At 70.7% G+C, this 25,602-nt stretch carries 25 protein-coding genes, 1 tRNA gene and 4 pseudogenes; 19 read left to right on the forward strand and 11 right to left on the reverse strand.

Going from position 1 to position 25,602, the window contains the following annotated elements; genetic code table 11:
• Both DRB89_RS19340 and DRB89_RS19345 read right to left on the reverse strand, forming a co-directional pair.
• Complete coding sequence (locus tag DRB89_RS19340; protein ID WP_112449517.1) at nt 1-783, reverse strand: ABC transporter permease; 783 nt, start codon at nt 781-783, stop codon at nt 1-3.
• Nucleotides 780-1,706: an ABC transporter ATP-binding protein gene (locus tag DRB89_RS19345; protein ID WP_112449516.1), complete on the reverse strand. Its 927-nt coding sequence runs from the start codon at nt 1,704-1,706 to the stop codon at nt 780-782. Before DRB89_RS19345 ends, DRB89_RS19340 begins: the two co-directional genes overlap by 4 nt.
• A gap of 134 nt (nt 1,707-1,840) precedes the next feature.
• On the opposite strand from DRB89_RS19345, the gene DRB89_RS19350 reads away from it, so the two are divergent.
• From DRB89_RS19350 to DRB89_RS19405, 12 genes are all read left to right on the forward strand, one after another.
• Nucleotides 1,841-2,632, forward strand: a complete 792-nt coding sequence (locus tag DRB89_RS19350; protein ID WP_162688649.1) for a formate/nitrite transporter family protein — start codon at nt 1,841-1,843, stop codon at nt 2,630-2,632.
• Between the two features lie 131 nt (nt 2,633-2,763).
• Nucleotides 2,764-3,525: an ArsR family transcriptional regulator gene (locus tag DRB89_RS19355; protein WP_112449514.1), complete on the forward strand. Its 762-nt coding sequence runs from the start codon at nt 2,764-2,766 to the stop codon at nt 3,523-3,525.
• Complete coding sequence (gene sufB, locus DRB89_RS19360) at nt 3,522-4,937, forward strand: Fe-S cluster assembly protein SufB (protein WP_112449513.1); 1,416 nt, start codon at nt 3,522-3,524, stop codon at nt 4,935-4,937. The genes DRB89_RS19355 and sufB overlap by 4 nt, the downstream gene beginning before the upstream one ends.
• Nucleotides 4,938-4,996: 59 nt before the next feature.
• Nucleotides 4,997-6,175, forward strand: a complete 1,179-nt coding sequence (gene sufD / locus DRB89_RS19365; RefSeq protein ID WP_112449512.1) for a Fe-S cluster assembly protein SufD — start codon at nt 4,997-4,999, stop codon at nt 6,173-6,175.
• Complete coding sequence (locus DRB89_RS19370; RefSeq protein ID WP_112449511.1) at nt 6,175-6,504, forward strand: bifunctional 3-phenylpropionate/cinnamic acid dioxygenase ferredoxin subunit; 330 nt, start codon at nt 6,175-6,177, stop codon at nt 6,502-6,504. Before sufD ends, DRB89_RS19370 begins: the two co-directional genes overlap by 1 nt.
• A gap of 7 nt (nt 6,505-6,511) precedes the next feature.
• Nucleotides 6,512-7,279, forward strand: coding sequence for a Fe-S cluster assembly ATPase SufC (gene sufC / locus DRB89_RS19375; RefSeq protein ID WP_112449510.1), 768 nt, complete (start codon nt 6,512-6,514; stop codon nt 7,277-7,279).
• The gene (locus tag DRB89_RS19380; protein WP_112449509.1) at nt 7,276-8,532 is read left to right on the forward strand and encodes a cysteine desulfurase; all 1,257 of its coding nucleotides are present in this window, start codon (nt 7,276-7,278) and stop codon (nt 8,530-8,532) included. The genes sufC and DRB89_RS19380 overlap by 4 nt, the downstream gene beginning before the upstream one ends.
• 29 nt (nt 8,533-8,561) lie before the next feature.
• Nucleotides 8,562-9,023, forward strand: coding sequence for a Fe-S cluster assembly sulfur transfer protein SufU (gene sufU, locus DRB89_RS19385; RefSeq protein WP_112449508.1), 462 nt, complete (start codon nt 8,562-8,564; stop codon nt 9,021-9,023).
• Nucleotides 9,020-9,364, forward strand: a complete 345-nt coding sequence (locus tag DRB89_RS19390; RefSeq protein ID WP_073913993.1) for a metal-sulfur cluster assembly factor — start codon at nt 9,020-9,022, stop codon at nt 9,362-9,364. The genes sufU and DRB89_RS19390 overlap by 4 nt, the downstream gene beginning before the upstream one ends.
• Nucleotides 9,365-9,650: 286 nt before the next feature.
• Nucleotides 9,651-10,988, forward strand: a complete 1,338-nt coding sequence (locus DRB89_RS19395; protein WP_239516816.1) for a DUF3616 domain-containing protein — start codon at nt 9,651-9,653, stop codon at nt 10,986-10,988.
• A 114-nt stretch (nt 10,989-11,102) separates the two neighbouring features.
• Nucleotides 11,103-11,426: a multidrug efflux SMR transporter gene (locus tag DRB89_RS19400; protein WP_112449507.1), complete on the forward strand. Its 324-nt coding sequence runs from the start codon at nt 11,103-11,105 to the stop codon at nt 11,424-11,426.
• Nucleotides 11,426-11,950 (forward strand): TetR family transcriptional regulator, encoded by a 525-nt coding sequence (locus DRB89_RS19405; protein ID WP_112449506.1) that lies wholly within the window; start codon nt 11,426-11,428, stop codon nt 11,948-11,950. Before DRB89_RS19400 ends, DRB89_RS19405 begins: the two co-directional genes overlap by 1 nt.
• A gap of 38 nt (nt 11,951-11,988) precedes the next feature.
• On the opposite strand, the pseudogene DRB89_RS19410 reads toward DRB89_RS19405, so the two are convergent.
• Together DRB89_RS19410 and DRB89_RS19415 are read right to left on the reverse strand one after the other, a co-directional pair.
• Nucleotides 11,989-12,144: pseudogene (locus tag DRB89_RS19410) on the reverse strand (HxlR family transcriptional regulator); the annotation flags it as partial.
• Entirely contained in the window at nt 12,102-12,329 is a 228-nt protein-coding gene (locus tag DRB89_RS19415; protein ID WP_239516228.1) for a transposase, read from the reverse strand. The pseudogene DRB89_RS19410 and the gene DRB89_RS19415, both read right to left, overlap by 43 nt.
• Nucleotides 12,330-12,493: 164 nt before the next feature.
• On the opposite strand from DRB89_RS19415, the pseudogene DRB89_RS19420 reads away from it, so the two are divergent.
• The 3 genes and pseudogenes from DRB89_RS19420 to dapD all read left to right on the forward strand — a co-directional run bounded on the left by DRB89_RS19420 (nt 12,494) and on the right by dapD (nt 15,231).
• A pseudogene (locus tag DRB89_RS19420) lies at nt 12,494-13,633 on the forward strand (transposase).
• 32 nt (nt 13,634-13,665) lie between these two features.
• Nucleotides 13,666-14,241: pseudogene (locus tag DRB89_RS19425) on the forward strand (MFS transporter); the annotation flags it as partial.
• Between the two features lie 9 nt (nt 14,242-14,250).
• Nucleotides 14,251-15,231 (forward strand): 2,3,4,5-tetrahydropyridine-2,6-dicarboxylate N-succinyltransferase, encoded by a 981-nt coding sequence (dapD, locus tag DRB89_RS19430; protein ID WP_112449505.1) that lies wholly within the window; start codon nt 14,251-14,253, stop codon nt 15,229-15,231.
• Nucleotides 15,232-15,305: 74 nt separating this feature from the next.
• On the opposite strand, the gene DRB89_RS19435 is transcribed toward dapD, so the two are convergent.
• The 3 genes from DRB89_RS19435 to DRB89_RS19445 all read right to left on the reverse strand — a co-directional run bounded on the left by DRB89_RS19435 (nt 15,306) and on the right by DRB89_RS19445 (nt 18,054).
• Entirely contained in the window at nt 15,306-15,560 is a 255-nt protein-coding gene (locus tag DRB89_RS19435) for a hypothetical protein (protein WP_112449504.1), read from the reverse strand.
• A gap of 107 nt (nt 15,561-15,667) precedes the next feature.
• Nucleotides 15,668-16,153 carry a GNAT family N-acetyltransferase gene (locus DRB89_RS19440; RefSeq protein WP_112449503.1) on the reverse strand — a complete coding sequence of 162 codons (486 nt, stop codon included), beginning with the start codon at nt 16,151-16,153 and terminating at the stop codon, nt 15,668-15,670.
• Between the two features lie 59 nt (nt 16,154-16,212).
• Entirely contained in the window at nt 16,213-18,054 is a 1,842-nt protein-coding gene (locus DRB89_RS19445) for an endonuclease/exonuclease/phosphatase family protein (RefSeq protein WP_112449502.1), read from the reverse strand.
• Nucleotides 18,055-18,301: 247 nt separating this feature from the next.
• On the opposite strand from DRB89_RS19445, the gene DRB89_RS19450 reads away from it, so the two are divergent.
• Both DRB89_RS19450 and DRB89_RS19455 read left to right on the forward strand, forming a co-directional pair.
• Nucleotides 18,302-19,873, forward strand: coding sequence for a hypothetical protein (locus tag DRB89_RS19450; RefSeq protein WP_112449501.1), 1,572 nt, complete (start codon nt 18,302-18,304; stop codon nt 19,871-19,873).
• Between the two features lie 165 nt (nt 19,874-20,038).
• The gene (locus DRB89_RS19455; RefSeq protein ID WP_112449500.1) at nt 20,039-21,478 is read left to right on the forward strand and encodes an alkaline phosphatase PhoX; all 1,440 of its coding nucleotides are present in this window, start codon (nt 20,039-20,041) and stop codon (nt 21,476-21,478) included.
• Nucleotides 21,479-21,581: 103 nt separating this feature from the next.
• On the opposite strand, the gene DRB89_RS43745 is transcribed toward DRB89_RS19455, so the two are convergent.
• The 4 genes and pseudogenes from DRB89_RS43745 to DRB89_RS19470 form a co-directional block, all read right to left on the reverse strand.
• Complete coding sequence (locus tag DRB89_RS43745) at nt 21,582-21,749, reverse strand: hypothetical protein (protein WP_204357765.1); 168 nt, start codon at nt 21,747-21,749, stop codon at nt 21,582-21,584.
• A gap of 102 nt (nt 21,750-21,851) precedes the next feature.
• Nucleotides 21,852-22,496 (reverse strand): annotated as a pseudogene (locus DRB89_RS19460) (TerD family protein); the annotation flags it as partial.
• A gap of 116 nt (nt 22,497-22,612) precedes the next feature.
• The gene (locus tag DRB89_RS19465; protein ID WP_112448703.1) at nt 22,613-23,512 is read right to left on the reverse strand and encodes a transketolase C-terminal domain-containing protein; all 900 of its coding nucleotides are present in this window, start codon (nt 23,510-23,512) and stop codon (nt 22,613-22,615) included.
• Nucleotides 23,513-23,537: 25 nt separating this feature from the next.
• Entirely contained in the window at nt 23,538-24,239 is a 702-nt protein-coding gene (locus DRB89_RS19470) for a transketolase (protein ID WP_112448702.1), read from the reverse strand.
• A 135-nt stretch (nt 24,240-24,374) separates the two neighbouring features.
• Here DRB89_RS19470 and DRB89_RS19475 point away from each other — a divergent pair.
• Nucleotides 24,375-24,451: transfer RNA gene (locus tag DRB89_RS19475), tRNA-Pro, on the forward strand.
• A gap of 730 nt (nt 24,452-25,181) precedes the next feature.
• Nucleotides 25,182-25,589 carry an aquaporin gene (locus DRB89_RS45980; protein WP_162688650.1) on the forward strand — a complete coding sequence of 136 codons (408 nt, stop codon included), beginning with the start codon at nt 25,182-25,184 and terminating at the stop codon, nt 25,587-25,589.
• The last annotated feature ends 13 nt before the right edge of the window (nt 25,590-25,602 follow it).

Genomic DNA, 25,602 nt, shown 5'->3' on the forward strand with positions numbered 1-25,602 from the left:
TCACTCCCAGCGGAAGAGGCGTCCGGCGGCGCCCAGACCGAGTACGGCCCAGACCGCGAGGACGGCCGCGTCGCCCCAGGGCAGCGCGGCCCCGTGCTGGAGCACCTCGCGCAGTCCGTCGGAGAGCGCCGAGATCGGCAGCAGCCCGAGCACGGTCTGCGCCCCGGCCGGGAACTTCTCCAGGGGCACGATGACCCCGCCGCCGACCAGCAGCAGCAGGAAGACCAGATTGGCGGCGGCCAGCGTCGCCTCGGCTCGGAGCGTGCCCGCCATCAGCAGGCCGAGCCCGGAGAACGCGGCGGTGCCGAGCAGGATCAGCGCGGCCACCGAGAACGGGTCGCCGTGCGGGGACCAGCCCAGCGCGAAGGCGATCGCCGTCAGCAGCGCGATCTGGAGCACCTCGGTGACCAGCACCGACAGGGTCTTGGCCGCCATCAGCGCCCAGCGCGGCAGCGGCGAGGCCCCGAGCCGCTTGAGGACCCCGTACCGGCGGTCGAAGCCGGTGGCGATGGCCTGGCCGGTGAAGGCGGTGGACATCACGGCCAGCGCCAGGATGCCGGGGGCGAGGTAGTCCACGGACTTCTCGGCGCCCCCCTCCCGAAGGGGCAGGTCGACGATGTCGACCGCGGAGAACAGCACCAGCAGCAGCGCGGGGATGATCACGGTCAGCAGCAGCTGCTCGCCGTTGCGCAGGAGCATCCGCGTCTCCAGCGCGGTCTGCGCGAGGATCATGCGGGACACGGGCGCGGCCCCCGGACGGGGGGTGAACGTACCGGCGCTCATGCGCGCAGCTCCTTACCGGTCAGTTCGAGGAAGACGTCTTCGAGGGTGTGCCGCTCCACCGCGAGGCTGTCCGGCATCACGCCGTGCTGCGCGCACCAGGAGGCGACGGTGGCCAGCAGCTGCGGGTCGACGTCGCCGACGACCCGGTAGACGCCGGGGACGAGCTCCGCGGCCTGGGTGCCGTCGGGCAGGGCCTTGAGCAGCGAGGCGAGGTCGAGGGCGGGGCGGCCGGTGAAGCGCAGGGTGTTCTCGGCGCCGCCGCGGCACAGCTGGTCGGGGGTGCCGTGCGCGATGACCTTGCCGGCGTCGACGATGGCGACCTCGTCCGCGAGCTGTTCGGCCTCGTCCATGTGGTGGGTGGTGAGGACGACGCAGACCCCGTCGGCGCGCAGCTCCCGTACGAGCTCCCAGGTCGCGCGGCGGGCCTGCGGGTCGAGGCCGGCGGTCGGCTCGTCCAGGAAGACCAGCTCGGGGCGGCCCACGACGGCCATGGCGAGGGCCAGGCGCTGCTGCTGGCCGCCGGAGAGCCGGCGGTAGGGGGTGCGGCCGCAGCCGCCCAGGCCGAGCCGCTCCACCAGGGTGGCGACGTCGAGCGGGTCGGCGTAGAGCTTGGCCATGTGGCGCAGCATCTCCACGGCGCGGGCGCCGGAGTAGACCCCGCCGGACTGGAGCATCACGCCGATGCGGGAGCGCAGGGCGTCACCCTGGGTGACGGGGTCGAGGCCGAGGACGCGGACGGATCCGGCGTCGGGGCGGCGGTATCCCTCGCAGGTTTCCACAGTGGTCGTCTTGCCCGCGCCGTTGGGACCGAGGACTGCGGTGACCGAGGCCCTCCGGACGGTGAGGTCCAGGCCGTCCACCGCTGCTTTGGGGCCGTACCGCTTCACCAGTCCGCGGATTTCCACGGCGGGGTCGTTGCTCATGGGGCCTGAGTCTACGGAGCCGCGGGAAGTCCCCGGGGCGGGGCCGTAGGTCCCGCCCCGGAGGGGTCGTGGACCTGCGCTTTCATGACCTTTTCGGAGTCCCCGGGCAGGGTCCGCGGCCCTAACGTCGAATGGTGAACAGCATCGCTCAGAACGTCGAAGCCACCTCGGGGCAGGCCGAGCACAAGGCCCATGACCTCGGTCATCCGCCCCGCTACTTCGTGTCGGCGATGCTCGCGGGCGCCTACATCGGGATCGGCGAGGTGCTGCTCCTCGTGGCGATCTCCCCGTTCGTGGCCAAGGGCTCGGCGGCCGTGAAGCTGCTGGAGGGCGCGGTCTTCCCGATCGCGCTGACGATCGTGATGTTCGCCGGCGCCCAGCTCTTCACCAGCAACGTGATGGTCATGCTGGTCGGCGCCCTGTCCGGGCGGACCGGCGCCAAGGACCTGGCGCTGTCCTGGGCGCTCTCGCTCTGCGGCAACCTGGCCGGGGCCTTCGCCTTCGGGGCCATGGTGCACGCCTCCGGGGTGACCTCCTCGCCCTCCGCGCGGGCCATGCTCACCGAGATGGTGCACGCGAAGATGGAGCTCGGCGGGGGCCAGCTGTTCTGGCGCGCGGTGCTCTGCAACATGCTCGTCTGCCTGGCCATCTGGATGTTCACCCGTGCGCGCGGCGACGCGGCCAAGATTTTCGTGCTGTGGCTGCCCGTGGCCGTGTTCGTGGCCGTCGGATTTGAACACTGCGTGGCGAACATGGCCCTTTTCAGCCTCGCGATCCTGGATGGCTCAGCGGGCTTCGGTGATCTTTTCCGGAATCTGATGTTCACCGTTCCGGGGAACATCGTGGGCGGAGGACTGCTGGTGGGAGCCGTTTACTGGTTCACCGGCGGGGCCGTGCGCGAGGGTGGGGAGACCGCTTCCCTTTAAGCCGCCCTTTAGGGCGCCGTGCATAAATAAGGTAACCCTTAGTGATGGAGGCCACCAGAGGTGGTCTCCATCACGGCTTGTCGGGTCGCGACTAATTACGCAACAATGGCGTTGTGAAATACGGCGAACGGATGAGCGAGGCCCCCCAGGGCGAACTCGCGACCGGCGAGCGGTCAACCCGCAACCGGGTCGCGCGGTCGATCCTGGACCACGGTCCTTCCACCGTCGCCGACCTCGCACTGCGTCTCGGCCTCACCCAGGCCGCCGTTCGCCGCCACCTCGACACGCTCGTCGCCGACGACGTGGTCGCACCCCGAGAGCAGCGCGTGTACGGCGCTCGCACCCGGGGCCGGCCCGCCAAGGTCTTCGCGCTGACCGACTGCGGACGGGACGCCTTCGACCAGTCCTACGACACGCTCGCCGCGGACGCCATGCGCTGGATCGCGCAGGCCGCCGGCGGCGGTGTGCAGGGAGAAGCGGCGGTCGCCGCCTTCGCGAAGGCGAGACTGGCGGCGCAGGCGGAGACTTACCGGGAGGCCGTGGAGGCGGCCGCCCCCGAAAGCCGGGCCGAGGCCCTTGCCAAGGCGTTGACCGGAGACGGGTACGCTGCTACGGCGAAGAGCGCTCCCGGTCCGCACAGCGGTGAACAGCTCTGCCAGCACCACTGCCCGGTCGCACACGTTGCCGAGCAGTTCCCGCAGCTCTGCGAGGCGGAGACCGAGATCTTCTCCCGCCTGCTCGGGACGCACGTGCAGCGTCTCGCCACGATCGCCCACGGCGACGGGGTGTGCACGACGTTCATTCCGCGCAGCGGAAGCGGCGTCGGTGCCGCAGGCGCCGCACAGACCGACACATCAGTATCTGCAAGAACGGCCGGGAGGAACCCCGCATGACCACGGAGATTGCTCACCCTGAGCTCGATGGCCTGGGCACCTACGAATACGGCTGGGCCGACTCCGACGCGGCCGGTGCCACGGCCAAGCGGGGTCTGTCCGAAGAGGTCGTCCGCGACATCTCGGCGAAGAAGTCCGAGCCGGAGTGGATGCTGAACCTCCGCCTCAAGGGCCTCAAGCTGTTCGGCAAGAAGCCCATGCCCAACTGGGGTTCCGACCTCAGCGGCATCGACTTCGACAACATCAAGTACTTCGTGCGTTCCACCGAGAAGCAGGCCGCTTCTTGGGAGGACCTGCCGGAGGACATCAAGAACACGTACGACAGGCTCGGCATCCCGGAGGCAGAGAAGCAGCGCCTCGTCGCCGGTGTCGCGGCCCAGTACGAGTCCGAGGTCGTCTACCACCAGATCCGTGAGGACCTGGAGGAGCAGGGCGTCATCTTCCTCGACACGGACACCGCGCTGAAGACGCACCCGGAGCTCTTCCAGGAGTACTTCGGCACGGTCATCCCGGTCGGCGACAACAAGTTCGCCTCGCTGAACACCGCCGTGTGGTCGGGCGGCTCGTTCATCTACGTCCCCAAGGGCGTCAAGGTCGACATCCCGCTCCAGGCCTACTTCCGTATCAACACGGAGAACATGGGCCAGTTCGAGCGGACGCTGATCATCGTCGACGAGGACGCCTACGTCCACTACGTCGAGGGCTGCACCGCCCCGATCTACTCCTCGGACTCGCTGCACAGCGCCGTGGTCGAGATCATCGTGAAGAAGGGCGGCCGCTGCCGCTACACGACGATCCAGAACTGGTCGAACAACGTCTACAACCTGGTCACCAAGCGCGCCGTGGCGTACGAGGGCGCGACCATGGAGTGGATCGACGGCAACATCGGTTCCAAGGTCACCATGAAGTACCCGGCCGTCTACCTGATGGGCGAGCACGCCAAGGGCGAGACCCTCTCCATCGCCTTCGCGGGCGAGGGCCAGCACCAGGACGCCGGCTCCAAGATGGTCCACATGGCGCCGAACACCTCCTCCAACATCGTCTCCAAGTCGGTGGCGCGAGGCGGCGGCCGCACCTCGTACCGCGGCCTGGTCGAGATCGGCGAAGGCGCCCACGGCTCCAAGTCCAACGTGCTGTGCGACGCGCTCCTGGTCGACACCATCTCCCGCTCGGACACCTACCCCTACGTGGACGTCCGCGAGGACGACGTGTCCATGGGCCACGAGGCGACCGTCTCCAAGGTCTCCGACGACCAGCTCTTCTACCTGATGAGCCGCGGTCTGACGGAGTTCGAGGCCATGGCGATGATCGTGCGCGGCTTCGTCGAGCCGATCGCCCGCGAGCTGCCGATGGAGTACGCGCTGGAGCTGAACCGGCTGATCGAGCTGCAGATGGAGGGCTCGGTCGGATAGTCCCGGCCCGCCCGACGTCCCGCAGCAGATTCTTTAAGGAAGAGAGCAACACGACAGCCATGGCTGAGGCTCAGAACATTCCGGCGGGTTCGACCACCGCCGGCGCGATCGCGGTGGCCGCCGAGTCCACCGTCGCCACCCGGATGAGTGCCCCCCCGTCCTTCGACGTGGCGGACTTCCCCGTGCCCAACGGCCGCGAGGAGGAGTGGCGCTTCACGCCGCTCGCCCGGCTCAAGGGCCTGCACGACGGCACCGCGGTCGCCAACGGCACGATGAAGGCCCAGATCGACGCGCCCGAGGGCGTCACGGTCGAGTCGGTGGAGCGCGGCGACGCGCGCATCGGCAAGGCGGGCACCCCGGTGGACCGGATCGCCGCCCAGGCGTTCTCGTCCTTCGCCAAGGCCACGGTCGTCACCGTGCCCAAGGAGACCGTGCTGACCGAGCCCGTGCGCGTCTCGCTGCACGGCGAGGGCGGCACGACCTTCGGCCACACCGTCTTCGACGTCCAGGCCTTCGCCGAGGCTGTCATCGTCATCGACCACACCGGTGACGGCGTGCGCGCCGCCAACGTCGACTTCCTCGTCGGCGACGGCGCCAAGCTCACCGTGGTGTCCGTGCAGGACTGGGACGACACCGCCGTCCACGTCTCCCAGCACAACGCCCTGATCGGCCGCGACGCGACCTTCAAGTCGATCATCGTCACCTTCGGCGGCGACCTCGTACGCCTCCACCCGCGCGTGAACTACGCGGGCCCCGGCGGCGAGGCCGAGCTCTTCGGCCTGTACTTCACGGACGCCGGCCAGCACCAGGAGCACCGCCTCCTGGTCGACCACAAGGCCCCGCACTGCAAGTCGCACGTGGTCTACAAGGGCGCGCTGCAGGGCCAGGACGCCCACGCCGTCTGGATCGGTGACGTGCTCATCGAGAAGACCGCCGAGGGCACCGACACCTACGAGATGAACCGCAACCTCGTCCTCACGGACGGCGCGCGGGTCGACTCGGTGCCGAACCTGGAGATCGAGACCGGCGAGATCGTCGGCGCCGGCCACGCCTCGGCGACCGGCCGCTTCGACGATGAGCAGCTCTTCTACCTCCAGTCCCGCGGCATCCCGGCCGACACGGCCCGCCGGCTGGTCGTCCGCGGCTTCTTCGGCGAGCTCGTCCAGCAGATCGGTGTCCCCGACATCGAGGAGCGCCTGCTCGCGAAGATCGAAACCGAGCTGCAGGCGTCCGTCTGATGGCCTACGTCAAGGCCTGCGCGCTGAGCGAGCTGGAGGAGAACACCCCCAAGCGGGTGGAACTCGACGGCACGCCGGTGTCCCTCGTCTCCACCGGGGGGGAGGTGTTCGCGATCAACGACATCTGCTCGCACGCGAACGTCTCGCTCTCGGAGGGCGAGGTGGAAGACTGCATGATCGAGTGCTGGCTGCACGGGTCGTCCTTCGACCTGCGCACCGGCAAGCCGTCCGGTCTGCCCGCGACGCGCCCCGTCCCCGTATACCCCGTAAAGATCGAAGGGGGCAGCGTCCTCGTTGACGTACGCGCCTCCCTCACCCAGGAGTCCTGAGGTATCCATGGCAACGCTTGAAATCCACGACCTGCACGTCTCCGTCGAGGCCGAGAACGGCGCCCGCGAGATCCTCAAGGGCGTCGAGCTCACCATCAAGCAGGGTGAGACGCACGCCATCATGGGTCCGAACGGCTCCGGCAAGTCCACCCTCGCCTACGCCCTCGCCGGTCACCCGAAGTACACCATCACCAGCGGCACCGTGACCCTCGACGGCGAAGACGTCCTGGAGATGTCCGTCGACGAGCGCGCCCGCGCCGGCATGTTCCTCGCGATGCAGTACCCGGTCGAGATCCCCGGCGTCTCGGTCTCCAACTTCCTGCGCACCTCGGCCACCGCCATCCGCGGCGAGGCGCCGAAGCTGCGTACCTGGGTGAAGGAGGTCAAGTCCGCGATGGAGCAGCTCCAGATGGACCCGGCCTTCGCCGAGCGCAACGTCAACGAGGGCTTCTCCGGCGGTGAGAAGAAGCGCCACGAGATCCTGCAGCTGGAGCTCCTGAAGCCGAAGATCGCGATCCTCGACGAGACCGACTCCGGCCTCGACGTCGACGCCCTGCGCCAGGTCTCCGAGGGCGTCAACCGCGTCCGCGACACCGGCGACACCGGCACCCTGCTGATCACGCACTACACGCGGATCCTCCGCTACATCAAGCCCGACTTCGTCCACGTCTTCTCCGAGGGCCGCATCGTCGAGTCCGGCGGCGCCGAGCTCGCCGACAAGCTGGAGGCCGAGGGCTACGAGTCCTACAGCACGAAGGGTGGCGCGACCGCGTGACACAGCTGCCTGGCCTCCTCGACATCGAGGCGATCCGCAAGGACTTCCCCCTGCTGGATCGTGTGGTCCACGACGGGAAGAAGATCGTTTACCTGGACAACGCGGCGACCTCGCAGAAGCCGCGCCAGGTGCTCGACGCGCTGAACGAGTACTACGAGCAGCACAACGCCAACGTCCACCGTGGCGTGCACGTGCTGGCCGAGGAGGCCACGGCGCTGTACGAGGGTGCCCGCGACAAGGTCGCCGCCTTCATCAACGCACCGAGCCGCAACGAGGTGATCTTCACCAAGAACGCCTCGGAGTCGCTCAACCTGGTCGCGAACATGCTCGGCTGGGCGGACGAGCCCTACCGGGTCGACCGCGAGACCGAGATCGCCATCACGGAGATGGAGCACCACTCCAACATCGTCCCGTGGCAGCTGCTCGCGCAGCGCACCGGTGCGAAGCTGAAGTGGTTCGGCCTGACCGATGACGGCCGCCTGGACCTGTCCAACATCGAAGAGGTCATCACGGAGAAGACGAAGATCGTCTCCTTCACGCTGGTCTCCAACATCATGGGCACGGTCAACCCGACCGACGCGATCGTCCGGCGGGCGCAGGAGGTCGGCGCGCTGGTGCTGATCGACGCCTCGCAGGCCGCTCCGCACATGCCGCTCGACGTCCAGGCACTCGGCGCCGACTTCGTGGCCTTCACCGGCCACAAGATGTGCGGCCCGACCGGCATCGGCGTCCTGTGGGGCCGCCAGGAGCTGCTCGAGGACCTGCCGCCCTTCCTGGGCGGCGGCGAGATGATCGAAACCGTCTCGATGCACTCCTCGACGTACGCCCCGGCGCCGCACAAGTTCGAGGCCGGCACGCCCCCGATCGCCCAGGCCATCGGCCTCGGCGCGGCCGTGGACTACCTGACCGCGATCGGCATGGACAAGATCGCCGCGCACGAGCACGCGATCACCGAGTACGCGATCAAGCGTCTCTCGGAGGTCCCGGACCTGCGGATCATCGGCCCCACCACGGCCGAGGACCGCGGCGCCGCGATCTCCTTCGTGCTCGGCGACATCCACCCGCACGACGTCGGCCAGGTACTGGACGAGCAGGGCATCGCGGTCCGCGTGGGACACCACTGCGCCCGCCCGGTCTGCCTCCGGTACGGAATTCCGGCGACGACGCGAGCGTCTTTCTACCTGTACTCCTCTCCGGCCGAGGTCGACGCGCTGATCGACGGGCTGGAGCACGTACGGAACTTCTTCGGATAAGACGAAGCGACGAAGGCGACGAGGGCGCAGTGAAGCTGGAATCGATGTACCAGGAACTGATCCTGGACCACTACAAGCACCCGCGCGGGCGTGGCCTGCGCGACGGCGACGCCGAGGTGCACCACGTCAACCCGACGTGCGGTGACGAGATCACCCTGCGCGTGAAGTACGACGGCGAGACCCTCACGGACATCTCGTACGAGGGCCAGGGCTGCTCCATCAGCCAGGCCGGCGCGTCGATACTGAACGAACTGCTCGTCGGCAAGGAGCTGGGCGAGGCGCGGAAGATCCAGGAAGTCTTCCTGGAACTGATGCAGTCCAAGGGCAAGATGGAGCCCGACGAGGCCATGGAGGAGGTGCTGGAGGACGCGGTCGCGTTCGCCGGCGTCTCCAAATATCCGGCCCGGGTGAAGTGTGCTCTGCTGAGCTGGATGGCGTGGAAGGACGCGACCGCCCAGGCACTGGGCGACGCCGAGAGGAAGACGGCATGACCGAGAACGCGACGCCCGAGGCGTCGATCAAGCCGGCCACCGAGGAAGAGGTCCGCGAGGCCCTCTACGACGTGGTCGACCCCGAGCTGGGCATCGACGTCGTCAACCTGGGCCTGATCTACGGCATCCACGTCGACGACGCGAACATCGCCACCCTCGACATGACGCTCACGTCCGCGGCCTGCCCGCTGACGGACGTCATCGAGGACCAGGCGAAGTCGGCGACGGACGGCATCGTCAGCGAACTGCGCATCAACTGGGTCTGGATGCCCCCGTGGGGCCCGGACAAGATCACCGACGACGGCCGCGAGCAGCTGCGCGCCCTCGGCTTCAACGTCTGATCACCAGCTGATCACCAGCTGATCCGAGCTGACCCCGGCGATCTTCGGATGATCCGAGATGGACCGCGGTCAGCGGGCGAGTGAACACAGGACCCCCGGCACGGGTGTGCCGGGGGTCCTCTGTTTTCCCCTCCGACGGGCGGCGTGCACCGGGAGTTGGCCACGGTGGCCGAATCTTCTCGACGGCCGTCACAACGCGACGGCGCACTCGAGAGGACCTTCTGTGACCGTTCGCCTTTCACCGGCACGCCGCCTGGGTGCCGTGGGAGCCGCCGGGGCCGCCGCCCTGCTCGTCGCCGGGCTGACCGCGCCCGCGTACGCCGCCCAGGACGCCGCCGCCGATCCGACCATCGCGCTCTCCGCCGGCCACCTGTCCGGGGCCGTCGGCGCCTTCGCGGACCCCGGCGTGACCCTGGACATCGCGCAGGACGGGACGTCCGCCGCCTTCCTCAGGGTCACCGTCGTCTCCTCCAGCAACCCGGCCGTCGCCCGGCCCGGCGACGTGCGGATCGAGCGGACGCGCACCGGCCGTGAGCTGACCGTCCACCCGCGCGGCCAGGGCTACACGGACCTGACGCTCAAGGTGACCGGCCGCGGCGGGAAGACGGCCACGGCCACCCTCTCCTACGCCGCCTCGGCGCGCGTGGGCTCCGGGGCCTTCGCCACCCGCTACCTCACCGGCTCCTCCGACGCCTCGGCCGCCGTGGACGTGGGCGGCGGCTACGCGCTGGTGGCCGACGACGAGAGCAACGTGCTGCGCCTGTACGACCGTGCCCGCTCGGGCGCCCCGGTGAAGAGCTGGGACCTCGGCGCCGCGCTCGGCGCCAAGAAGGAAGCCGACATCGAGGCGGCCGCCCGGGTCGGCGACACTGTGTACTGGACGGGCTCGCTCGGCAACAACAAGGACGGCAAGTACAAGGCCGAGCGCAACACCGTCTTCACGACCAGGCTCGTGGGGACGGGCGCCGCCACCGAGATCGTCTTCGGCTCGGCGTACAAGGCCCTGCGCGAGGACCTGATCGCCTGGGACACGGCGAACGGAAACCGCTACGGCTTCGCGGCCGGCACGGCGGCGGGCCGGATCCCCAAGAGCATCGACGGCTTCAACGTGGAGGGCCTGGAGTTCGCGCCCGGCTCCACCAGCACCGCCTACTTGGGCTTCCGGGCCCCGCTGGCTCCCGCGGTGCCCGGCGGCAAGGCGCTCGTCGTGCCCGTCACCAACATCGACAAGGTGCTCTCCGGTGCGGCCAAGCCGGTCTTCGGCGAGCCGATCGAGATGAACCTCGGCGGCCTGGCCGTCCGCGACATCCGCAAGAACGCGGCCGACCAGTACCTGATCCTGGCCGGCTCGTGGGCGGCGGACGACAACTCCGACCCCTACGCGCTCTACCAGTGGGACGGGATCGCGGGCCACGCCCCGGTCAAGCGGGCGGACCTGCCCACCACCGACCCGGGCGGCTGGGAAGCCATCGTGGCCGTTCCCGACCTGCGGGTGCCCGGCGCCCGCGTCCAGCTGATCACCGACAGCGGCTCCGCCGACCTCTACGGGGACGGCACGGAAGCCAAGGACCTCGCGCACCCGGAGTGGAAGAAGGCGCGCGCGGCCTGGTTCACGCTGAACTGAGCTCCTCGGAGCTCCTCGGAGCGTCGGGGAGTCCCTCGGAGGGCCTGGTGAGCTCGGTCGCCAGGCCCTCACGGATGTGTACAGGTGTCCGCAACGATCTGTACTGTTGTACGCATGCCCTATGTACTGCTTGCCGCGGCCATCGCCGCCGAGGTCGCCGGGACCACCGCCATGAAGTTCAGCGACGGCTTCACCAAGCTGTGGCCCTCGCTGATCACCCTCGTCGGGTACGTCGTGGCCTTCACGCTGCTCGCGCAGACGCTGAAGTCGATGTCGGTCGGCACGGCGTACGCGATCTGGGCCGGCGTCGGCACGGCGGCGATCGCCGCGATCGGCATGATCTTCATGGGGGAGGCCGCGACCGCCGCGAAGATAGGCGGCATCGTGCTGGTGATCGCCGGGGTCGTCCTGCTGAACCTCGGAGGGGCGGCGCACTGATGGCCCGCCGGTACGACCCCGGGCGCAGGCAGCGCATCATCGACGCGGCGATCCGGGTGGTGGGCGCGAAGGGCATCGCGGGACTGAGCCACCGCAGCGCGGCCGCGGAGGCGGACGTCCCGCTCGGTTCCACGACGTACCACTTCGCGACCCTGGACGACCTCCTCGTGGCGGCGCTGCGGCAGGCGAACGAGGCGTTCACGCCGACACTGCCCCCCGGGGTGGACCTCGCGCAGGCGCTGGCCGGGCTGCTGGGGGAGCTGCTCTCGGCCGACCGGGCGCGGGCGGAGCTGGAGTACGAGCTCTACCTGGCCGCCCTGCGCCGCCCGGCCCTGCGCTCCGTGGCGGCCGAGTGGTGCGAGTCGATGGCCGCGGCGCTGTCCCTGTCGGGCCGGGTGGACCCGACGACGGCGCGCGCGGTGGTGGCGGTGATGGACGGGATCAGCCTGCAGGTCCTGCTGACGGGCGCGGAATACGACGAGCCGTACGCGCGCGAGGTCCTGGGCCGCGTCCTGCGCCCCTGACGGGCGGGCCGTGCGGCCGGGCCGGGGCCGGCCGGGGCCTACGCTCCGCGGACCGCCGTGAGGGCGGATGCCACGCTCGCCTCGATGTCCCGGATCGGGTAGAGGGCCTCGCGGACCGTGCGGTCGCGGTCCACGACCAGCGTCAGCCGCTTCAGCCGGCTGATGCCGCCCGCCCGGAACGTCGGCAGCCGCAACACTGTTTCAGCTCGGCCTTGAAGTCGGCGCAGACCTCCCGCGTGCTCTCTTCGGTGCGGGTCGGCGTGGCGTCGGTGAACGCATTCCGCCGGTACTCGGTGACGAAAACCAAGTGAACGTGCAGGTTGTGGACAACATGGCGTCCGGTGCGTTCATCGCGATGAGGGTTCCAGCGAGGTGACATAAACCACTGCTAGGTTCCTGATCATGAGTCAAGACACCCTGGTCAAGCGGTAGTTCGGGCACCGCGCCCGGCTCGCGCTATCGCGCGCCGAGGTGTTGAAGAGTGATAGCCAGGCGCACGCGGCCCGCACCATGTGGAACCTGCTGCACGCCTGGTGGCAGATGATGCCGAAGGAAAAACGGACCCTGGCGAACGCGGACGCCGCGATCCGCCAGGCCCGCGAGGACATCGACTTCCTCGCCGTCCTCCCCGCGCAGGCCGCGCAAGCGGTGCTTAAGACGTACTTTCAGGCGTGGAAGAACTGCTGGGACGGCTGCGCCGACGCCCCGAACTTCAAGGGCCGGTTCCGCACGGTGATGTCCGTGGACATCCCACAGGGCCGCGACCTGAACATCACCCGAGTGCATCGCCGCTGGGGCATGGCCAACCTGCCGAAGATCGGCCGGGTGCGTTTCCGGTGGACCAAAGACCTGCCGGTGGGCAAGCGTGCCAACGCGGAGAACCGGATCACCGGGGCGCGGCTGGTCAAGGACGCGCTCGGCTGGCACATCGCCTTCCGCGTCCAAGCCCTGGAGGTCGAGCCTGAGCCTCACCGGGGGCCGGAGGTCGGCATCGACGTGGGCGTCACCGTGCCCATGGCTCTCTCTGACGGTGAGACGTACGAGCACGGCGAGTGGCTGACCGATCGAGAGAAGGCCACGCTCCTGCGCCTGGAGCAGCGCGCCTCGCAGCGTAAGTAGCACCGCAAGCCCGGCGAGCACGCCAGCCGCCGGCTGCACCGCACCTACGACCAGATCGCAGGACTCCGCGCGAAAGCCAAGCGCCGGGCACTCGACTGGCAGCACCTGACGACCACCACCATCGCCCGCACCTACGGCACCGTCGTGGTCGAAGCACTCGCCATTGCGAACATGGTCAAGTCCGCCAAGGGAACCATCGAAGAGCCGGGAAGGAACGTCGCCCAGAAATCCGGGCTGAACCGCTCGATAAGCGGAGAGGCGTGGGGCCGGACGGTCGCCATGCTGACGTACAAGACCGCTCGGCACGGCGGCACCCTGCGCAAGGTCCCCGCCCCCGGTACCTCCCAACGCTGCTCGGCATGCGGCTTCACCACGCCGGGCAGTCGGGAGTCCCAGGCCGTGTTCGTGTGCAAGAACCCGGACTGCGGGTGGTCGGGCACCGCCGACCACAACGCGGCCCGCAACGTCTTGCACCTGTACCGGATGGGCCTCGCGCTCATCCCGGCTGCCGGGAGGGCAGTCGTCAGGCGCGCGAAGCGCGTCAAGCCCGCTGCCGCGAGGTAAGCAGGAATCTCCCGGCTCCAGCCGGGAGAGCACTTCAACGCCAGCAGTACTCGACCTTCCCGGTCTTCCTCGCCGACCACGGCCTCGACACCGGCGTCTACGGGCTGGTCATCGCCCTCAACGGGGCCGTCATCCTCGTCCTGGAACTCCCCGCCGCCGTTGCCCTGCGCTCCCGCCCGCCGCTGCGCGTCGTCGGCGCAGGCCTGCTGCTCGTCGGAGCCGGATACGGCGCGCTGCTGCTCGGGAGCGGGATCAGGGCGGCCGTGCTGATGATGGTGCTGCTGAGCCTCGGCGAGATCCTTTACAAGACCACCGCCACCGCCTACGTCGCCGACCAGGCCCCGGCACACGCCATCGGGCGGTTCCAGAGCCTGTACGCGGGGGTCTCGGTCAGCGGAGTCGCACTCGGCGCACCGCTCGGCGGAGCGCTGTACGCGGCGGCGCCCGGACTGCTGTGGCCGGTCTGCGCGGTGCTGGCGGCGGGCGCGGGCGCGGCCGTGCTGTGGATGTCGGCGCGGCCGGCCCGGGACGCGTCGCGACACGACGGGCGACGCGACCCGCGCCCGGCACATGAGACCGGTTCGCGACCGCGGGCCGTCGCCGGTTAGGTTTCGGGCATGACTGCTACGCGTACCACCGGCGCCGTCGCCGCCGGACTTGCCACCATCACCGCCGACGGCACCGTCCTCGACACCTGGTTCCCCGCTCCCCAGCTCGTCGCCGAGCCCGGCCCGGCCGGCACCGAGCGCCTCACCGCCGAGCAGGCCGTGGAGCTGCTGGGCGCCACCGCGCCCAAGGCGATCCGCCAGGACGCCGTCCGCGGCGTCGAGGTCGTAGCCGTCCGCACCGTGATCGCCTCCCTGGAGGACAAGCCGCTGGACGCGCACGACGCGTACCTGCGCCTGCACCTGCTCAGCCACCGCCTGGTCAAGCCGCACGGCCAGAACCTGGACGGCGTCTTCGGCCTCCTGGCCAACGTCGCCTGGACCTCGCTCGGCCCGGTCGCCATCGACCAGGTGGAGACCGTACGGCTGAACGCGCGCGCCGAGGGCCTGCACCTCCAGGTCACCTCGATCGACAAGTTCCCCCGGATGACGGACTACGTCGCCCCCAAGGGCGTGCGCATCGCCGACGCGGACCGGGTCCGCCTGGGCGCGCACCTCGCCGAGGGCACCACCGTGATGCACGAGGGCTTCGTCAACTTCAACGCCGGCACGCTGGGCACCTCCATGGTCGAGGGCCGCATCTCGGCGGGCGTCGTCGTCGGCGACGGCTCCGACATCGGCGGCGGCGCGTCCACGATGGGCACCCTGTCGGGCGGCGGCAAGCAGATCATCTCGATCGGCGAGCGCACCCTGATCGGCGCCGAGGCGGGCGTGGGCATCGCGCTGGGCGACGAGTGCGTCGTCGAGGCCGGCCTGTACGTGACCGCGGGCACCCGCGTCACCCTCCCGGACGGCCAGATCGTCAAGGCCTTGGAGCTCTCGGGCGCCAACAACATCCTGTTCCGCCGCAACTCGGTCTCCGGCGCCGTCGAGGCCCGCCCGTACAAGGCTGCCTGGGGCGGCCTGAACGAGGTCCTCCACAGCCACAACTGACGCTCACCGAACCGGCCGCGCGAGCGCCCTCCCGCCCCGAGCGGGGGAGGGCGTTCGCGGGCGGGACCGTGGGGTCAGTGCAGGGGGATCGTGCGGACCAGGCCGGCGAAGGCCTGCTGCTCCGCCTCGGTGAGCTCCACCGATTCCAGCGGGTGGGAGGCCGAGCCGCGCTGGGCCGGGATCACCGAGAGGCCCTCGAAGGCGCCCGGCTCCGGGTGGTGGAAGCGGCTGTCCCACAGCATGTGGCCGAGGCCGATGAACCAGATGAGGGCGGCCACGAGCAGGACGGCGATGCCGATTTCCTGGGCCAGGGAAACGGAGGGGAACACGCGGTCCTCCCAAGAGTGCGGTACAAGATCGGGCGTGGGGACACTCAACACCAGAACCGCCCGAATGGGTAGGGATGTGCTGAGCGTCACGCAAGGGCCCAAGGTCCCTATGTGGCCCGGCGGGATCCGAAGGAGACGGCCCGGTCCAGCGGGAGCTTGAAGCCCTCGTGGCTGCGGGTGAAGCCCAGTCGCTCGTAGAAGCGGTGCGCGGCGCCCCGCCGCTTGTCGCTGGTCAGCTGCATCAGGCCGCAGCCGCGCTCGCGGGCCCGCTCCGCCGCCAGCTCCATCAGGCGGGCGCCGAGTCCGCCGCCCCGCCGGTCCGCCCGGATCCGTACCGCCTCGACGAGCGCCCGCTCCCGCCCGCCCTGGCCCAGGCCCGGGATGTACGTCAGCTGCAGGCAGCCCAGGACGGCCCCGTCCTCCACCAGCACCAGCATCTCGTTGCGGGCGTCGGCCCCGATCGACGCGAAGGCCCGCTCGTGGGCCGCGGTGACCTCGACCGCCTCGGGGGCCACGGCCCCCGGCGGGTCGTCCTGCGTCAGCAGGGCGAGTACGGCGGGCAGGTCCTGGCGTGTCGCGGTACGGAAGATCATGCCCGGATCATGCCAAAGGGGCCGGGCGGCGGTGCGGCCCGGCCCCCTCGGCACCGCCGCTACGGGCGGAAGCGGACGATCTGCGGGTCGTGGTCGCTGTTCTGGTTCGCGAACTCCGCGTTGATGTGCACGCTGTCGTAGCTGAACTGCTTGATGCCCGGGCTCGTCAGGATCTGGTCGAGGACCTGCGCGTTGCCCTGGTAGACGTACGAGTAGCGCTCCGCCTTCGGCAGCGACTTGATCGCCGCGTACAGCGCCCCGCCGTCCTCCAGCGCCTTCGTCGTGCCCGAGAACTCGAAGTCGTTGATGTCGCCGACCACGAGGACCGCGGCCTTCTTGTCCACGGCCAGGATGCTCTTCACGAAGCCGTTCACGGCCTGCGCCTGCAGCAGCCGCTTGGCCTCGGAGGAGCGCACCGGAGGCTGGTGCGAGGAGGTCAGGCCCTCGTCGCCGCCCTTGGAGCCGAAGTGGTTGGCGATCACGAAGACGGTCTTGCCGCGGAAGACGAACTCGCCGGCCAGTGGCTTGCGGCTGTCGGTCCACGCCGCGTTCGCCGGGTCGATCCGGCCGGGGGAGTGGGTCAGGGCGGGCTTGCCCTTCTCCTTCACCACGCCGGTCGCCGTCACGGCGTCGCCCGGGGCGCGCTCGGTGAAGGAGACCCGCGCCGGGTTGAAGAGGAACACCTGGCGGATGTTGCCGCCGGGCTCGCCGCCGTCCTTCTTGTCCTCCGGGTTGATGGTCCGCCACTGGTACGCGGGGCCGCCCGCGGCCGCGATCGCCGCGGTGAACTTCGTCAGGGTCTGCTCGGCCGACACGGTGCCGTCGTTCTTGGCGCCGTTGTCGTCCTGGATCTCCTCCAGGGCCAGGACGTCGGGGGAGGCGAGGTTCTCGACGACGGCCTTCGCCAGGTTGTCGAACTTCTCCTGCGGGTCGCCCGGGTCGAGGTTCTCGACGTTGTACGTCGCCACCGCGAGCTCGTTCGAGGCCTGCGCCTTGGTCTTCTCGGGGGCGAGGGTGCCCGCCGTCACGGTGCCCAGGGTCCGGGCCACCAGGGTGTAGCCGCCGAACTGGTTGAAGTCCAGCGGGCCTTCGGTGGTGCCCACGAGCTTGTCGCCGACGTTGGCCACCGGGAACGGCTGCTGCGCGAGCGGCGCGAGCTGCTGGATCTGCAGGCGGCCGGTGTTCTGGGACTCGTACGAACCGTAGACCGTGCCGCCGCGCTTGGCGTTGTTCTCCCAGCCCTTGACCGTGACCCACAGCTCCGCGTACGGGTCGGTGGCGCCGACCACGCGGGAGGTGCCGATCTTGACGCTCATGCCCTCGAGGGACTCGTAGTAGTCCAGGGCGTAGCGCGCGGGCTCCAGGGTCAGGGCGTTGATGCTGCCGGCGGCGGCCGGGTCGCCGGCCGGGGCGTAGGCGCACGGCACGGAGTACTCGTTGACGGCGGTGGCCGCGGGCAGCGCGTTGCCGGAGGAGACCACGGTCACGACCGGCTTGGAGATCTGGGTGACCGACTGGTTCCCGGAGGTCACCCCGCCGGGTATGTACTCGCCGACCGTGCCGGAGACCTTGACGGCGTCGCCGACGGCGACGGTCGGGACCGAGCTGGTGAAGACGAACACGCCTTCGCTGGTGGCGTCGTTGTCGTCGGCGTCCGGGTCCTGGATCCAGAAGCCGCGCGAGCCGTAGGTGCGTACGCCCGTGACGATGCCCTCGACGTCGGTGACCTGCTTGCCGACGAGCGGGGAGGTCCGGGTGGTGCCCTGGATGTCGTGGATGCGTGTCGGATCGGCGGACGCGGCGCCTTCGGCCGCGTCGGCGGTGCCCGCGAGGAGGCCGGTGGCCAGCGCGGTGGCGACGAGGGCCGCGACGGCGGCGGAACGGGGATGCGAGGAGCGCATGGGCAGGAACTCCGGTGTGTGGAGGAGAGGGCAGATATCTACGCGCGTCAATTTCCTTCGTGGCCAGCAAAGTTGTCAAGCCCTACAGGGGATACGGAATCTGACTGTGGGATGAACCAAAGGCGATCGCAGGCCGGACGCACCCCAAGTACGTCTACGCTGGTGCGCCGTGGGACCGGCCCCGCCCGGGCGGCCGACCCCACCCGAACGACCCGAACCACCCCGTGCCCGCGAGGAGAACCGCCCCATGTCCGCAGACTCGCACCCCACGCTGCCGCCGGTACGGCTGCCCTCCGACGCGGAGCTGGCCCGCGAAGCCCTCGCCGCCCCGCTGTTCGCCCGCGCGGTCCGCCTCGCCCGCTGGGCCGGCCCGGACACCCGCGTCGACATCGGCGGCGAGCTCGTCGCCGCGCAACTCCCCGAGGCCGTCGCCCTGCTCGGCCTCGACGCCGCCGACGAGGACTCCGCCGGCCACGCGGGCCAGGCCTGGCGCGTGGCCGTCGACACCGGACTCGTCGACGTCACCGAGCCGGAGGAGGACGCGGCCGGGCCCGGGGAGGAGTCGGGCCCCGACACGGAGTTCGGCCCCGACACGGAGTTCGGTACGGCCGAGCCCGGCGAGGACCTGGCGCTGCTGACCTCGGGCACCCCCGGCGACGTGCTCGACCTGTGGCTCGCCGCCCTGGACACCGTGCTCGCCGACGCCGCCGTGCCCGCCCTGGACGACCTCGTGGACGCCCTCGACGCGGGCGGCGAGATCGACTTCGAGCAGCTCGACTGGAACCCGCGCCGCGAGGCCGACTTCCTCGACGGGGTCCTCGCCAACCTCTACCTGCTCGCCGTCGCCGAGGGCGGCACGGCCGACGGCCCGGTCCCGCTGCCCGTCCTCGCCGCCTCGATGGTGGTGCCCGATGACATGGGCGATCCGACCGATGCCGTACTGGAACAGGTCTCGGACGCGATGATGCGCCTCGACGACCAGTTCCGGCAGCTGGAGCCGATCGGGCTGGTCGTGTTCCGCCCCGTCGACGAGGAGCTGATGGCGGAGGCCGACGACGAGGAGTTCCTCGCGGGCGCGGGCGGGGTGGCCGACGATGAGGACGTCGCCCGGTACGGCATGGTCCGCCTGACCCCGCTCGGCCTGTACGGGATCCGGGCGCGCATGCTGGAGGCCGGCGTGGAGGCCCCGGCCGTCGGAGACCTGGCCGACAAGGGCGCCGAGGTGCTGCTCGACGCGGTCTCCCACTACTCCGAGGGCGCCGCCCAGGCCGAGATCGAGCACTGGCTCGCCGACCGCCCGGTGGCCGCGGCCGTCGCCGAACTGCTCGCCGCGGCCCGTGGCGCCGACCCGGGTGCCCCGCTGCGCCGACTGCGCTGCCAGCAGGCCCTCGCGCAGGTCGGAGGCGGAGTCGGAGCCGGAGCCGGCAGTGGCGGCAGCGGCGACGGCGATGCGGCCGAGGCCGAGCAGGCCGTCCGCGCGGTGCTGGACGACCCGGAGCTCGGCGGGCTCGCCCGCGTCTGGCTGGCCGAGCGCGGGGTGGTCGGCGTACCGGCTCCGGACGGGGCGATGGTGTTCTGGCTGACCGTCGACACGATCGCCGCGCAGCTCGCGGCGGACGGGGAGGACGAGGCGCGGGAACTGCCGCTGCTGATCGAGTCGCTGACCGCCCACCACACCGGCTTCTTCGACCAGGCGTGGCGCGTGGAGCACCCGGCGACGGCGTACGTCCTGGAGGCGATGGGCCGGCTGCACCCCGACAAGAAGGCGGCGAAGGAGGCCCGGAAGGCCGCGTTCAAGGCGCGGTCGCGGGGAGTGTGAGGCGGCGGTAACCGGCCGTTCCCGAAAGGGAGTCGGCCATCGGGGGGACCGGCAAGGGGTCGATTCGTTTTCCCGGGTAGTTCAGTCGGCGTTCACGTGCGGGCGGGAGCGTGTCCGCCGACGACCGCACGACAGGCGCAGCACCTCCCCACCCCTGGAGACCCGATGCCGCTCAGCCGTAGAGACTTCACCGCCCGCACCGTCCTCGCCGGCGCGGGAGTCGCCCTCACGGGGACGGTCGGCGCACTCGCCACCGCCCCCGGGGCCCTCGCCGCCGACGACGAGACGCTGCGCGGCGGGCACGGCCACCCGCACGGCCCCGGCTACGGCCCGCTCGTCCCCGACCCGGCCGGAATCCTGGCCCTCCCGGCCGGATTCAAGTACCGCGTGATCACCCACAGCGGTGTCACGAAGCTCGACTCCGGCGAGATCACCCCGTCCAACCACGACGGAACGGCCGCCTTCGAAGGCCACCGGGGAGTCACCCTCCTCGTCAACAACCACGAGCTGAAGGGCCCGCGCTCGGGCTGGACGCACCCCGTCCCGCTCACCGAGGGCCTCGTCTACGACCCGGCGGCGTCCGGCGGCTGCACGGTCGTCGAGGTCCGGCGCGGTGGCGAGGTCGCCGAATGGGTCGGCGTCGCCGGTACGTCGACCAACTGCGCGGGCGGCTCGACCCCCTGGGACACCTGGCTGACCTGCGAGGAGAACGAGGACCTGGCCGGCAAGAACGGCATGACCAAGGACCACGGCTACGTCTTCGAGGTGGACCCGCACGACCGCCGCGCCAACCGCGACCCCAAGCCCGTCAAGGCCTTCGGCCGGTACGCGCACGAGGCCGTCGTCATCGATCCCAAGCGCGGCCACGCCTACCTGACCGAGGACGCCTCCGGCCCCAACGGGCTGCTCTACCGCTGGGCCCCGCCGAGCGGCTTCCACCACGGGCGCGGCAAGCTCCGTACGCTCGCCGCCGACGCCGGCGTGCTGGCCGCCGCCAAGTGCTTCGACAGCACGGGAGTGTTCGTCGACGACCTCTCGCGGGCGACGAAGATCGGGACCACCTACGGGGTGGACTGGGTGCCGGTCGTGGACCGGGACGCCCGCACCGTGCCGGTGCGCAAGCAGTTCGGGGCGGCGGCCGTGACCCGCGGCCGCAAGCTGGAGGGCATGTGGTGGGCTGACGGCGGCGCGTACTTCGTCTCCTCCTACGCCCGCGAGGAGAGCCCGGGCAAGGCCCACGACGGCCAGGTGTGGTTCTACGACCCCAAGCGGCGCACGGTCCGGCTGACGGTCCTGATCGGGGTGAACGCCGACCCGTCGGTGGACGGCGGGTACGACGGCCCCGACAACATCACGGTCTCCCCGTACGGCGGCCTGATCATCGCCGAGGACGGCTCGGGGCTCCAGCACCTGTTCGGCGCGACCGAGTCGGGGCGCACGTACCCGCTGGCGCGCAACGAGATGAACATGGGGACCGCCGAGGCGCCGGAGTACTCGGAGTTCACGGGCGTCTGCTTCTCCCCGGACGGTCGGACGCTGTTCGCCAACATCCAGGACCCGGGCATCATGCTGGCCGTCACCGGGCCGTGGCGGCGCGGGCACTGAGCGGCGACGGGCAGGAATGAGAAGAGCCGCCGGGCCCTCGGGCTCCGGCGGCTCTTGTCATGTCATCGGTTCGTCTGTTCGTCTGCCTGTCGGGTCGGCTGGATCAATGAGCTTCGGCGCGGCTGGCCGTGGCCCACTCCTCGAGGAGGAATTCATACGCCTCGGAGGGCCACTCGCCGTCCACCCGGCTCTCGACGAGCTGCCGAATCGCCTCGTTCGCCTCGGCGGCGGACGGGCGCGCGGGACCCGCGGGCTGGAGTGTCTGGTGCATACGTCCAAGGCTACGGGCGCGCACTGACAGCCACCTCCGCATTAAGGGTGGAACAGATCACCCGCGGGGGGCGTCCGTCGCTCCATGTGCCCGCTCACCTGCTCAGAGTGCCTGCGCGGCGGGCTTGACCATGCCGCGCACTGTGCGCGACTTCACAAACTCGCCCATGGCCGTCATCTCCCATTCGCCGGAAAACTGCTTGATCAGCTTGGCCATCATCACGCCCGTCTGCGGCTCCGCCTGGGTCAGGTCGAAGCGCACCAGCTCCTCGCCGGTCGCCGCGTCGATCAGGCGGCAATAGGCCTTGGCCACCTCGGTGAACTTCTGGCCGGAGAAGGAGTTGACCGTGAAGACCAGGCCCGTCGCTTCGGCGGGGAGGCGGCCGAGGTCCACGACGATCACCTCGTCGTCGCCCGCGCCGTCACCGGTGAGGTTGTCGCCGGAGTGCTTGACGGAGCCGCCCAGGATGGACAGCTTGCCGAAGTAGCAGCTGTCGATGTGGTTGCGCTGCGCGCCGTAGGCGATGACCGAGGCGTCGAGGTCGATGTCGCGGCCGCGGAACGCCGGCTCCCAGCCGAGGCCCATCTTGACCTGGGAGAGCAGCGGGCGGCCGCCCTTGACCAGGGAGACGGTCTGGTTCTTCTGGAGGCTGACCCGACCCTTGTCGAGGTTGATCTTCCCGGCGCCGGGGGCGGGGGCCGCGGCGACCGGCGCCGGTGCCACCGGTGCGGGTGCGACCGGTGCCGGCGCGCCCGTCGCACCGGCGCCGAGCCAGGGGGAGGCGGGCTTCGTGCTTGTCTGGTGGGGTGGGGGATGTGTATAGGAGACAGGGCAGGGGGTCCGGGGCCGATGGTCGTCCGGGGTCAGGCGCGGAGGAACCCGGCGATCCGTGCGCGCAGCGATGCCGGGTCCAGGCCGTGGGCGGCGGTGTGCTGCTCGATGGTGCCGTAGCGGCGCAGCTCGGCGCGGCCGACGCCGAGGCCGAGCACCCGGTGGGGGACCTCGCGGAGCGCTTCGCCGGCGGCCGCCGAGGAGGTCCCGGCGAGGTAGGGCTCGACCAGGACCACATCGGCCGTGGCGTGCCCGACGGCGGCGCGCAGGGCCTGGTCGTCCCAGGGCCGCACGGTCGGTGCGTACAGGACGGTCACGTCCGTGCCCTCCGTCGCGTCGAGGACGTTGTCGAGCAGCGGGCCGACGGCGACCACGACGCCCGCGCGTCCCTCCCGCACGGTCTCGAAGCCGAGCCCGGTGACGGGGCGGGCGTGCGCGTTCGACTGCGCGGAGAGCCGGACGTAGACCTTGTCGTCCCCGGCGGCGTAGGCGTGGCGCAGCAGCGCCTCGGCCTCGTCGGGGTGGCCCGGGACGTGGACGGTCCAGCCGTCCAGGGTGTCCAGCAGGGCCACGTCGCCCGGAGCCATGTGCGTGTAGCCGCCGGCCGGCCAGTCGTAGCTCGCGCTCGCGCTGACGAGGACCGCGCCCGTGCCCTGGTGCCCGAGGTCGAGCTTGATCTGCTCGAAGGGCCGCTCCACGAGGAAGCTGGCGAAGGTGTGCACGACGGGCCGCAGGCCCGTGAGCGCGAGCCCGCCGCCCACGCCGATGAGCAGCTGCTCGCGGATCCCGACGTTGACCACCCGGTCCGGGTGGCGGTCCTGGGCGGGTCGGAAGCCGTCCATGGTGATCTCGGCGAGGACGAGGGCCAGTCGGGGGTCCTCGTCGAGTGCGTGTGATGTGACCGAGATGAACCGGTCGCGCATGGTGTCCATGTCTCCCCCTGCTGGTGTGGGTTCTTCAGTGCTTCTTCTCGACCCGGGCGACGACGGCGTGCGGCCGGCCGGGGTGGGGTGCGGTGAAGGCGGCGTACAGGGCCGCGTGGTCCCGGCCGTCCACGGTGACCGCGGACCAGCCGGCGGCCTCGAAGCGGGAGGCGATGCCGCCCCGCCAGCCGTGGGTGGCGGAGTCGTTGTCGATCACGATCGTGTGCAGCCGGTCGAGCCCGGCGGAGCCGGCGTACGCGAGGGCCTCGTGATTGCTGCCCTCGTCGAGCTCGGCGTCGCCGATCAGCACCCACACCGCCGGCTCGGCCAGCCCCTGCGCCCGCAGCCCGAGCGCGCTGCCGACGCCGAGCGGCAGTCCGTGGCCCAGCGAGCCGCTGCCGATCTCCACGCCGGGGATCAGGGTGCGGTCCGGGTGGTGCCCGAGGGGGGAGTCGTACGCGCCGAACCCGCGCAGCCAGTCGACGGGGATGAACCCCTTGGCGGCGAGGACGGCGTAGTAGGCCATCGGCCCGTGCCCCTTGGACAGCAGGAACCGGTCCCGCCCGGGATCCTCGGCGCTGCCGGGCCCGACGCGCAGCACCCGGTCGTAGAGCACCCACAGCGCGTCGAGCGTGGAGGTGGCGGCGGGACCGTGCTTCTCGGCCCCGGTCATGAGCGCCATGAGCGGTCCGAGGTCTTCGTGGCGGAACCGGATGTCCGCGGCTGCCTGAGTCATGGATCGATCTTCCAACCCCAAGCGGACTTGAGATCAAGCGCCTGAGAGACGAAAAAGGTGCGCGCGAGCACCTCCCTAAGTGCGGTATTGTTCTCCTGCGCGTTCAACCCGGGAAAACCCCAGGTCAGCGGGCATCGGGACGTGGCGCAGCTTGGTAGCGCACTTGACTGGGGGTCAAGGGGTCGCAGGTTCAAATCCTGTCGTCCCGACCATGCTTTACGCAGGTCGGAGGCCGTTCTCTCACACATGAGAGGACGGCCTTTTCCATGCCCGGAATGTTGGTGGTCGCAGCGGACGGCTTCGTCCGCGGTCCGGATCCGTCACTCGGGCGACGGTGTTCGTCAGTGCCGCGGACCCGGACTACTCCTTCGGTCTGCAGGTGATCCGGGAGGCGTCCCCTGAGGTCAGGGTGGTGTGCACGGCCGCAACGCTGGAGAAGATCGAGGCGACTTGGGAGTCGAAGCTTCAGACGTGGGCTCATCTGGGGCCGGATCTGGCGTCCGAGGTGGTCATCCCGGAGCTGCTGGGTTCTGACCGCTTCGAGCTGGAGGGACACGTCTTCGAGGTCTGCGGCGGCCATTCCGACCTGGCCTGGCGCACCGAGTACGTGTGGCAGGCGGAGGATCGGGCGGTGCTGGGCGGGGCGGTGCTGTGGTCGGGGCTGCACGCGTGGACCGCCGACACGCCCACCACGGCCGTGCGGGCGGTGTGGGACCAGGTCCTGGACGAGGTCGAGGAACTCGATCCGCGCTTGGTGGTGGCTGGGCACGCTGCCGAGGGCGCTGCCACGGACGTCTCCGTGGTCTCCTCCGGCCGGCGCCGCCGACGCGGAGGCGTTGCAGGCCGCGATGCTGCGCCGCTATCCGGATCCGGGGCTCGGTGTCGCGCGGGAGCTGGGCAGCAAGGTCGCCACCGGCGAGATGGCCTGGGGCGAACGTGCCGATGGCCGCCGAGGAGCAGCAACCCGTCCTGGCGCCAGGTCCCGCGGGCGCGCCGTGGCGGTACGCGGCGATCGAGTTCGCGCTGACGGCGGTGTTGATGTTCGTCGTGGTGACGGTGGTGCGCTGGCTCCTTGACCCGGCCTCCCCGGCCCACATCGGCAGCCTGCATCTGGCGCTGGTCGTGATCGGGGCGCTGGTCGCGGTTGTCCTGCTCGGGCTGATTCTGAGCCCGCCGGACCGCAGATCCGGCGCTCACCTGAACCCGGCGGTCAGCCTTGCCCTGCGGTTGATGCGCGCCTTCCCCGGCCGCGCCGTCGCCCCGTACGCGGTGGCGCAACTGTGCGGCGCGCTGGCCGGCACGGCGTTGGCCCGCCTGGTGTGGGGCCGGGTACTGGACGCCGCCCCCTGAGCGGCGGACTCGC

Source organism: Streptomyces sp. ICC4 (assembly GCF_003287915.1).
Lineage (GTDB): Bacteria > Actinomycetota > Actinomycetes > Streptomycetales > Streptomycetaceae > Streptomyces > Streptomyces tritrimontium.

Excerpts from the sequence above, each read along its gene's own strand:
- DRB89_RS19340 (WP_112449517.1), bottom strand. The coding sequence starts at position 783 with ATGAGCGCCGGTACGTTCACCCCCCGTCCGGGGGCCGCGCCCGTGTCC.
- DRB89_RS19345 (WP_112449516.1), bottom strand. The coding sequence starts at position 1,706 with ATGAGCAACGACCCCGCCGTGGAAATCCGCGGACTGGTGAAGCGGTAC.
- DRB89_RS19355 (WP_112449514.1), top strand. The coding sequence starts at position 2,764 with ATGAGCGAGGCCCCCCAGGGCGAACTCGCGACCGGCGAGCGGTCAACC.
- sufB (WP_112449513.1), top strand. The coding sequence starts at position 3,522 with ATGACCACGGAGATTGCTCACCCTGAGCTCGATGGCCTGGGCACCTAC.
- sufD (WP_112449512.1), top strand. The coding sequence starts at position 4,997 with ATGGCTGAGGCTCAGAACATTCCGGCGGGTTCGACCACCGCCGGCGCG.
- DRB89_RS19370 (WP_112449511.1), top strand. The coding sequence starts at position 6,175 with ATGGCCTACGTCAAGGCCTGCGCGCTGAGCGAGCTGGAGGAGAACACC.
- sufC (WP_112449510.1), top strand. The coding sequence starts at position 6,512 with ATGGCAACGCTTGAAATCCACGACCTGCACGTCTCCGTCGAGGCCGAG.
- DRB89_RS19390 (WP_073913993.1), top strand. The coding sequence starts at position 9,020 with ATGACCGAGAACGCGACGCCCGAGGCGTCGATCAAGCCGGCCACCGAG.
- DRB89_RS19400 (WP_112449507.1), top strand. The coding sequence starts at position 11,103 with ATGCCCTATGTACTGCTTGCCGCGGCCATCGCCGCCGAGGTCGCCGGG.
- DRB89_RS19405 (WP_112449506.1), top strand. The coding sequence starts at position 11,426 with ATGGCCCGCCGGTACGACCCCGGGCGCAGGCAGCGCATCATCGACGCG.
- DRB89_RS19415 (WP_239516228.1), bottom strand. The coding sequence starts at position 12,329 with ATGTCACCTCGCTGGAACCCTCATCGCGATGAACGCACCGGACGCCAT.
- dapD (WP_112449505.1), top strand. The coding sequence starts at position 14,251 with ATGACTGCTACGCGTACCACCGGCGCCGTCGCCGCCGGACTTGCCACC.
- DRB89_RS19440 (WP_112449503.1), bottom strand. The coding sequence starts at position 16,153 with ATGATCTTCCGTACCGCGACACGCCAGGACCTGCCCGCCGTACTCGCC.
- DRB89_RS19445 (WP_112449502.1), bottom strand. The coding sequence starts at position 18,054 with ATGCGCTCCTCGCATCCCCGTTCCGCCGCCGTCGCGGCCCTCGTCGCC.
- DRB89_RS19450 (WP_112449501.1), top strand. The coding sequence starts at position 18,302 with ATGTCCGCAGACTCGCACCCCACGCTGCCGCCGGTACGGCTGCCCTCC.
- DRB89_RS19455 (WP_112449500.1), top strand. The coding sequence starts at position 20,039 with ATGCCGCTCAGCCGTAGAGACTTCACCGCCCGCACCGTCCTCGCCGGC.
- DRB89_RS43745 (WP_204357765.1), bottom strand. The coding sequence starts at position 21,749 with ATGCACCAGACACTCCAGCCCGCGGGTCCCGCGCGCCCGTCCGCCGCC.
- DRB89_RS19465 (WP_112448703.1), bottom strand. The coding sequence starts at position 23,512 with ATGGACACCATGCGCGACCGGTTCATCTCGGTCACATCACACGCACTC.
- DRB89_RS19470 (WP_112448702.1), bottom strand. The coding sequence starts at position 24,239 with ATGACTCAGGCAGCCGCGGACATCCGGTTCCGCCACGAAGACCTCGGA.
- DRB89_RS45980 (WP_162688650.1), top strand. The coding sequence starts at position 25,182 with ATGGCCGCCGAGGAGCAGCAACCCGTCCTGGCGCCAGGTCCCGCGGGC.